This is a genomic window from Comamonas sp. Z3, from assembly GCF_008121565.1.
Classification (GTDB): domain Bacteria; phylum Pseudomonadota; class Gammaproteobacteria; order Burkholderiales; family Burkholderiaceae_C; genus Comamonas; species Comamonas brasiliensis.
Genome location: NZ_VOQU01000010.1, coordinates 160,213 through 167,602, shown reverse-complemented (window position 1 = coordinate 167,602; position 7,390 = coordinate 160,213). Strand labels below are relative to the sequence as shown.

The following is a 7,390-nucleotide window of genomic DNA, read 5'->3' as shown; positions in this document are numbered from 1 at the left end:
AACGGCCACGCGGGCTTTGCCGGGCCATTCGGGATGGGGCGTGTTGCGGCCGTAGCCAATCAGGTCGCGTGGGTAGGAGGCGGTGGAATCGTAAGTCATAGGGATACGGATGAAAGTGCCATCGACAGATCGCGCGTTGGCAAAATACGGTTGAAGGACATGTCCTCTTCCATGTGATCGAGGTGCTGCAACATCAGCTGCACCGCATGTTCGGCATCGCCCGCAGCCAGCGCGGTCACGATGTCGGCATGTTCTTCGTGCGAATGCTCGGCCGCCGGTGCAGACTGGTACATCAGGGTGATCAATGCGCAGCGGGAAATCAGCTCGCCCAGCAGCTGTGCCAGCACCTCGTTGCCCATGAGCTCGGCCATGCGCACGTGGAAGTCGCCCAGCAGCTCGGAGCGTTGGCCCACGTCATTGGCTTCCATGGCCTTCCTCTCGGCAGCCACATGCGCCTTGAGTTCCAACAAGCGAGAAGGTGTCTGCTGCGCAGCAAAATTGCGCACCATTTCGGCCTCTAGCATGCGGCGCACGGCAAACACCTGGCGCGCTTCCTCGACCGAAGGCGTGGCCACAAAGGCACCGCGCGTAGGCTCCAGCTTGATCAGGCGGTTCTGTGAAGCCTGAAACAAAGCCTGGCGAACCAGAGTGCGGGAAACGCCAAAGTGGTTGGCCAGCTTCTGCTCCGACAGCTTGGTACCCGGCATCAGTCGATGTTCAACGATTGCTTTGGTCAGACTTTCAGCGATAGACCAAGTGAGTGAGGTTTCCATTGCTTCATCATAAATCTTGAACTCAAGACTTGTATACAACATCAATAAATGAAAGCCTAGGTGTTCTCCCTTGGTTCACCTTCGCAGTTCACCAAGCAACCGTCAGCGGACGATAAAGAGATAGCACGCCCGGCCTATTTGGCCTACTCTCCTCCTTAGGAGGGCGCCATTACATGACCTTCTGCATGCAACCGTTGCCAGTTGCTATCGCGGGCACGGGCGAACTCTTCCACTCTGCAGAGCAACCACTTAGGTATGGTACGGTCGCATAAAATCAATTGAATGAGTACTCCAGTCATCACTAAAACCAAGATCGCCGAGCGTCTCATAGAGTCGATCCTGACAGCCAAGCTACGTCCGGGAGAGAAGCTTGGTGAACAAGACATTGCGGACTTATTTCAGGTCAGTCGAACCTTGGTCCGCGAGGCATTGATGCATCTGCAGACCCGAGGTTTTGTGGAGGTCCGATCCAGGGTTGGCTGGTATGTTGCAGAGCCTTCGTTTGAAGAGGCTCAGGAAACCTATGCGGCGCGGCGCGTCGTTGAGCCAGGCATGCTACGTGATGCTGGTCAGCCCTTGCAGACGACACTTAAGCGCCTGCGCAAGCATATCGCTGAAGAACGCAAAGCCATTGCCTGTGGAGATGCGGAAGCTCGCAGCTGGCTGCTGGCCGACTTTCATATCTGCCTGGCCGAGTGTCTTGGCAATCGTTTTTTGACGTCCATGATGGTCGATCTCTCTGCGAGAACGACTCTGATTTCGGATCTATACCAATCGAAAACCGAGGCCAAGGTTTTCAACGACGATCATGCAGCCATCGTTGATGCGCTGGCGGAAGGCGACAATTTAAAGGCTGAACAGTTAATGATTGCTCATATCGATGCCTTGGCATCGCGCCTTGATGAAAGCCTGATTGGTCGTCGCGGAGCCCGCAACCGACTGCGCTCCATCCTGGCTCCTGAAGATTCGTCTTCAGCCAAATAAGTGTTCTGACGCCAGCAGGCGTCCTCCAATTCAGCCCGATCCAGCCGCTCGGCTGCTTCGCTGATCTTGGCCCTAGCTCCCAACACTTCCTGGCGAGCCAGCATTGAAGCTTGAAACGCTGGCCCTCCCAGTGATAGTACTGGCAGCGATTAAGTTCGCCATCTGTGCCGGTGATGACTTACGCGTTCGCTGATCGCGCCGTGGAATGGGCTTCCCGCAAGAATTGCCAATGCCACTGAACGCAACGATGTGCCCGTCTCCGCAGTCCCTGCCGAATGGGCTGCCCAGCTATCTCGGTTGCTGCAACGCCAGGTGAGTGCAGCGGCCAAAGTCTTGCCCTTCATTTCAACTAATCTCACCGCCATAGAAAAATCAGCGCCAATTACCCCTTGGCAAGCAATAGTGGTGCGGTGCAAGCAGCCAGAACGCGGGCTTTGCAGCCGCTGGGAAATGACTGCGCTGCTCAGCCTCGAGGCTCTCTACTATGGCACAGCAACATCACAGCACCCAGCAGTGCCTGGCGGTGCTCGTCGACGATTCAAAGATAGAGATCTGCGCAAAACAGCCGTGATCAAAGTGTAGCTTCCCGTCTTTGCCTGTGACTGAAATGCCCGCCAGGGCTTGCTGGGCCTGATAGCGACCAGTTCTCATCACCCCCAAGGATTGCGCCAAGCCTGGATTCACTGCCGATAGAACAAGGGTTCTTACTAGCGTCTTGAATTCATGCCTTGTATACATTGAATGCATGTCAGCGATGTGTTCAACACATCGCTGCACAGACTTGCTGAAACAGGTGTTCATGGGGGCAAATTCGATTGGCTTCATGAGCTTCGGCAGCAAACGCATGGCTGCAGGCTTGCATCGTCTGTAGCCGTTAATAACGGTAGACAAACATGGTCTTACTCAGCCGAAATGAGGCCATGGCAAAGGGGCTCCACGGTGCACCCTGATGGAAGGCGGCATATGAACAACCTAGTACTGGACACCCATGGTGAGTCATTGACCTCGGGAGCCAACACCACAAGCCATAAGCGCGATAAAGGCCTGCCGGTCGGGGTTTCTCCCGCGCTGTACAACCATGATCTGGCTCCCACCTCGAAACAGGGACGCACCTGGGGCAGCTACAGCCTGTTCACCCTCTGGGCCAACGATGTTCACAGCCTTGGCAACTACGCCTTTGCCATCGGTCTTTTCACGCTTGGACTCGGTGGACATCAGATCCTGATGGCACTGCTGCTGGGGGCCGCATTTCTGTTCGTACTACTGTCCCTCTCCGGCTTTATGGGGACCCGTACAGGAATCCCTTTTCCGGTGATGAGCCGTATCAGCTTTGGTACACGCGGCGCTCAGATTCCTGCACTGATCCGCGGCGGAGTCGCCATTGCGTGGTTTGGCATTCAAACCTATCTGGCATCCATGGTGCTCGACGTGATGCTGATCACGCTGTTTCCCGGCTTACAGCCACTGAAAGAGCAAGTCGTGCTGGGCCTGCCATTGCTGGGCTGGATCAGCTTTTCCATCCTGTGGGTTGTGCAGGTGCTCATTGCCTGCTGGGGCATGGAGAGCATACGAAAGTACGAGGCCTTTGCGGGACCGGTGATTCTGCTGACCTTCATTGCCCTGGCAGGATGGATCTTCCATAGCGCAAAATGGACCTTACATTGGTCTGCCCCGTTTGCAAGCAGCGGCGGAGCCATGTGGCTGCAGATCCTGGGCGCTGCTTCGCTATGGGTGGCGATCTACGGGACCTTCGTGCTGAACTTCTGTGATTTCACACGCGCCGCCACCTCAAGCAGCGCCGTGGTGAAAGGCAATTTCTGGGGCATTCCGATCAATATGCTGATCTTCGGCTTGATCGTGGTCATCCTGACGGGCGGCCAGCTTGCCATCGACGGCACGCTGATTCAAAGCCCGACCGACATCGTCCAGAACATTCCCAATAAGCCGCTGTTGATGCTGGCCAGTCTTTCGCTGCTGATCTTGACCGTTGCCGTGAACCTGATGGCCAATTTCGTGGCTCCTGCCCTGGCACTGGCCAACCTCATGCCCAGGCATCTGAACTTTCGCCGGGCAGCTCTTGTCAGCGCAGTCCTCGGCTTCGTGATCCTGCCCTGGAACCTCTACAACTCTCCGCTGGTCATCGTCTACTTCCTGGGCGGACTAGGTTCATTTCTGGGTCCGCTGTTCGGCATCGTGATGGCCGACTATTGGCTGATCCGCAAACAGCGTGTGAATGTGCCGGCGCTCTATACACACGACCCTGCAGGCCCTTATCACTACCGCAATGGCATCAATCCCAAGGCAATTCAGGCCCTGATTCCCTCGTCCCTGATCTCGCTGCTATTTGCGTTCCTGCCGACGTTGCAATCGCTGTCCCAGTTCTCCTGGTTCATCGCAGCCGGACTGGGCGCCCTGTTCTATTGGATGGTTGCACCCAAAGGCCTCACCTACGAAGACCAGGATGGCGAAGCCATTTCCGTAGCCTCCGCCAAGCACTGAGAAAGAAAGTTAAAAATCATGCGCATTTTGATCGTGAACGTGAATACCACCGAGTCGATGACCCATGCCATCGGCATGCAGGCTCAGAAAGTGGCTGCGCCAGGCACGGAGATAGTCGCTCTGACCCCGCGCTTTGGGGCCGAATCGGTTGAGGGGAATTTCGAGAGCTATCTTGCCGCGGTCGGAGTTATGGATGCGGTGATGAGCTATGGCCAATCCTTTGACGCCGTCATTCAAGCTGGCTACGGTGAGCATGGCCGCGAAGGCCTGCAGGAGTTGCTGGATGTTCCCGTGGTGGATATCACCGAGGCTGCGGCCACGGCTGCCATGTTCCTGGGCCACAAATACTCTGTGGTCACGACGCTGGATCGCGCTGTGCCATTGATCGAGGATCGACTCAAGCTCGCAGGCCTGAACGACCGCTGCGCATCGGTTCGCGCCAGTGGCATGGCTGTGCTGGAGCTGGAGACCCAACCCGAGCGTGCGGTCGAAGCGATTGTTCGCCAGGCTGGCCTTGCCGTCAGCGAAGACCATGCGGAAGTCATTTGCCTTGGCTGTGGAGGTATGGCCGAACTGGATGCCAAGATCCGCGAACTCACCGGTGTGCCGGTAGTCGATGGTGTGGCTGCTGCCGTGGCCATTGCTGAGTCGCTCGTGCGTCTGGGCCTGAGCACATCCAAGGTGCGGACCTACGCCCCGCCCCGCACCAAGCGTGTGACGGGCTTCCCCTTCACGGGTCACACCCCTACTGCCCGGATTTTTGCGAATGGTTCCAAGTCTCTTGCTCCAGTCAAGCAAGCGTCTTAATGAACAGTCTTCATCGCCTCGAAGAATTCCGGGGTGAAGGGCCGAAACGGCTCTGAAAACAAGACCATGGCAAGGTCGATGTCTCAGGTCATTCGGCATGATCCGACCTTGCCGTACCAGCATACAAAAAAGCGCTTCATTGAAGCGCCCTTTTTTTGGGGGGTAGCTCAGGAGCTTGCACAAAGCCGTTGAAAGGGCCGCTTCACGCAGTCATCAGCCCGGAGCCAGCCTCGTGTACTCGGGCAAAAGATGTCCCGAAGCCTGAAATCAAAGGCAGTGTGCCACGGCGACACCAGGCAGATTGCCATTGCCATGAAGTCACCATTCAAGGTTAGCCCGACAGTTGCAGGGTTGATCGCATTACCGGCTCTAGCTGCCCAGTCCGTCCAGTCAAGGAAGACTCAAGTCCATACCGAGCATCCTGGCGAGGCCAAAGGTAAAGAGCAATACACCCAGCAGTGCGAGCATGAAGATGGCAACCAGCTTGGCACTCGTGCGTAGTAGCGCGCGCCTGTCCACGCCCTTCTTCCCTTGGTCGTAATGCCACTTGATGGCGAAGAACATGCATGTGCCGAAGATGAGCACCTTGAACGTTACAAAGACTACAGGGACCCAATCGATCATTTTGAGAATTTCCAGCCTATGACTGACACTGTCTGTTGTGGGGAACACCACCTCCCAGGCATGAGAGGCAAAAACGTCAGCGATTGCCATACAAGAGTGATTTCGCTGCCGTGTCGAGGCATATTACTTAAAAGCAATTTCCATACATTGAGACAGAATGTATGTATATGAAAGCCATACAAGATGACCGTTTGCGCGCGTGGTTGCCGCGATTGTCCGCGCATGGCGGGCCGCGTTTTCTGCAGATTGCAGATGCCTTGCAGGCAGCCATGGCAGACGGATCCTTGAGTCCGGGTGACCGTCTACCTCCACAGCGCCAACTGGCAGCACAACTAGGCATCGACCTGACAACGGTCACGCGCGCGTATGACGAAGCCAGACGCCGCCACTTGCTGGAAGGCCGCGGCGCCCGAGGCACCTATGTCGCAGCACCGAAAGTGGAACTGACCACTGTCCTCGACCTGGGCATGAATACCCCACCGCCGCCCGACGGTGTGGACTTTGAAGATATGTTGAAGCAAGGCCTGTCCCAGGTGCTGATGAGAGCAGATGCCAATCTGCTGATGACTTACCACCTGGGCGGAGGGAGCGACTCCGACCGCAAGGCGGGAGCCCGATGGCTTGAGCCCATGCTTGGACAGCGGGATCCAGAGCAGGTTGTTGTCTGCCCAGGCGCACAAGCGGCGATCGCTGCATTGATTCTTGCGCAGACCAAGCCTGGCGATGTGATCCTGGCGGAACCGATGGCTTATCCGGGCCTGCGCACCGCAGGGACACAGTTCGACCGACGCATCGTTGCAGTGGATGCGGATCAGCACGGCATGGTGCCCGAAGCGCTTGAGCAGGCGTGCCACAAGCACAAGCCTGGGCTGATCTATCTCAATCCGACATTGCAGAACCCGACAAGCATCACCATTCCTGAGCACCGCCGAAGGGAACTCGCCAGCATCGCGAAGCGCTGCAATGTACGCATCGTCGAAGATGACCCCTACTGGCTGCTTGCCGATGCCCCGCCGCCGCCTATTGCCTTCTTCGCTCCAGAGCAGGTGTGCTACATCTCGACCCTGTCGAAATGCCTGACTCCGGGCTTGCGCGTGGCCTTCGTTCTCGTTCCTGATATGCACGAACGCGAACGCTTCCTCGCCACGCTCAGATCATTTGCGCTGATGGTCGCACCTCTGACGGCCGCACTGGCCACGCAGTGGATCTTCGATGGTTCAGCCGCTGAATTGATGGAAGGAGTACGCAAGGAGGCCCGCCTGCGCCACTGGATGGCCAGAGACATTCTGGCGGGACGCTACATCGGCGTCGGAGATGGCCTGCATGTATGGCTCGAATTGCCGAGCTACTGGAGCTCCTCGCAGCTCGCACATGCCGCTGGCAGCGAAGGCATAGCAGTCACGCCGGCGGAGGCATTCGCCACTGGCAACCGCTCCGTAAACGCCATTCGCATCTCTTTGGGCAGCATCAAGGACCGTGAACGCTTGCAAGCCGGTCTTCACCGGCTATCTCATCTGCTGGCGCGACAGCCCGACTCGTTGATTGCCGCCGTGGTCTAGCGTCCAGCAAGCGGCTTTTCGCGTCGCAGACATGCGTCCTTACTGGCGATTCCGCAGCCTCCAGCGAGCGGATATCCAAAGTCATCGCGCTTCTGGCTCCGTGATTCCCACAGCCATGTCTTCGCCAAAGCCTTGCTCGTGAAA

The 7,390-nt window shown here is 57.1% G+C and carries 6 protein-coding genes and 1 pseudogene; 4 read left to right on the top strand and 3 right to left on the bottom strand.

Translation table 11 applies throughout. From position 1 onward, the window contains the following. Both FSY59_RS27830 and FSY59_RS25470 read right to left on the bottom strand, forming a co-directional pair. Positions 1–99 (bottom strand): annotated as a pseudogene (locus tag FSY59_RS27830) (allantoinase); the annotation flags it as partial. Beyond that, the gene (locus FSY59_RS25470; protein WP_050874443.1) at positions 96–773 is read right to left on the bottom strand and encodes a GntR family transcriptional regulator; all 678 of its coding nucleotides are present in this window, start codon (positions 771–773) and stop codon (positions 96–98) included. The pseudogene FSY59_RS27830 and the gene FSY59_RS25470, both read right to left, overlap by 4 nt. Before the next feature lie 282 nt (positions 774–1,055). Between FSY59_RS25470 and FSY59_RS25465 the strand changes: the two genes are divergently transcribed. From FSY59_RS25465 to FSY59_RS25455, 3 genes are all read left to right on the top strand, one after another. Next, positions 1,056–1,757: a GntR family transcriptional regulator gene (locus FSY59_RS25465; RefSeq protein WP_043373081.1), complete on the top strand. Its 702-nt coding sequence runs from the start codon at positions 1,056–1,058 to the stop codon at positions 1,755–1,757. A gap of 741 nt (positions 1,758–2,498) precedes the next feature. After that, a complete protein-coding gene (locus FSY59_RS25460) occupies positions 2,499–4,256 on the top strand; it encodes an NCS1 family nucleobase:cation symporter-1 (protein WP_255439763.1) in 1,758 nt (585 codons plus the stop codon). A gap of 18 nt (positions 4,257–4,274) precedes the next feature. Next, a complete protein-coding gene (locus FSY59_RS25455) occupies positions 4,275–5,063 on the top strand; it encodes an aspartate/glutamate racemase family protein (RefSeq protein WP_043373084.1) in 789 nt (262 codons plus the stop codon). Positions 5,064–5,453: 390 nt separating this feature from the next. Here FSY59_RS25455 and FSY59_RS25450 read toward each other — a convergent pair whose 3' ends face one another. Next, positions 5,454–5,687, bottom strand: a complete 234-nt coding sequence (locus FSY59_RS25450; RefSeq protein WP_043373087.1) for a hypothetical protein — start codon at positions 5,685–5,687, stop codon at positions 5,454–5,456. A 167-nt stretch (positions 5,688–5,854) separates the two neighbouring features. Between FSY59_RS25450 and FSY59_RS25445 the strand changes: the two genes are divergently transcribed. Then, positions 5,855–7,246 carry a PLP-dependent aminotransferase family protein gene (locus tag FSY59_RS25445; RefSeq protein ID WP_172671712.1) on the top strand — a complete coding sequence of 464 codons (1,392 nt, stop codon included), beginning with the start codon at positions 5,855–5,857 and terminating at the stop codon, positions 7,244–7,246. Positions 7,247–7,390 lie beyond the last annotated feature (144 nt).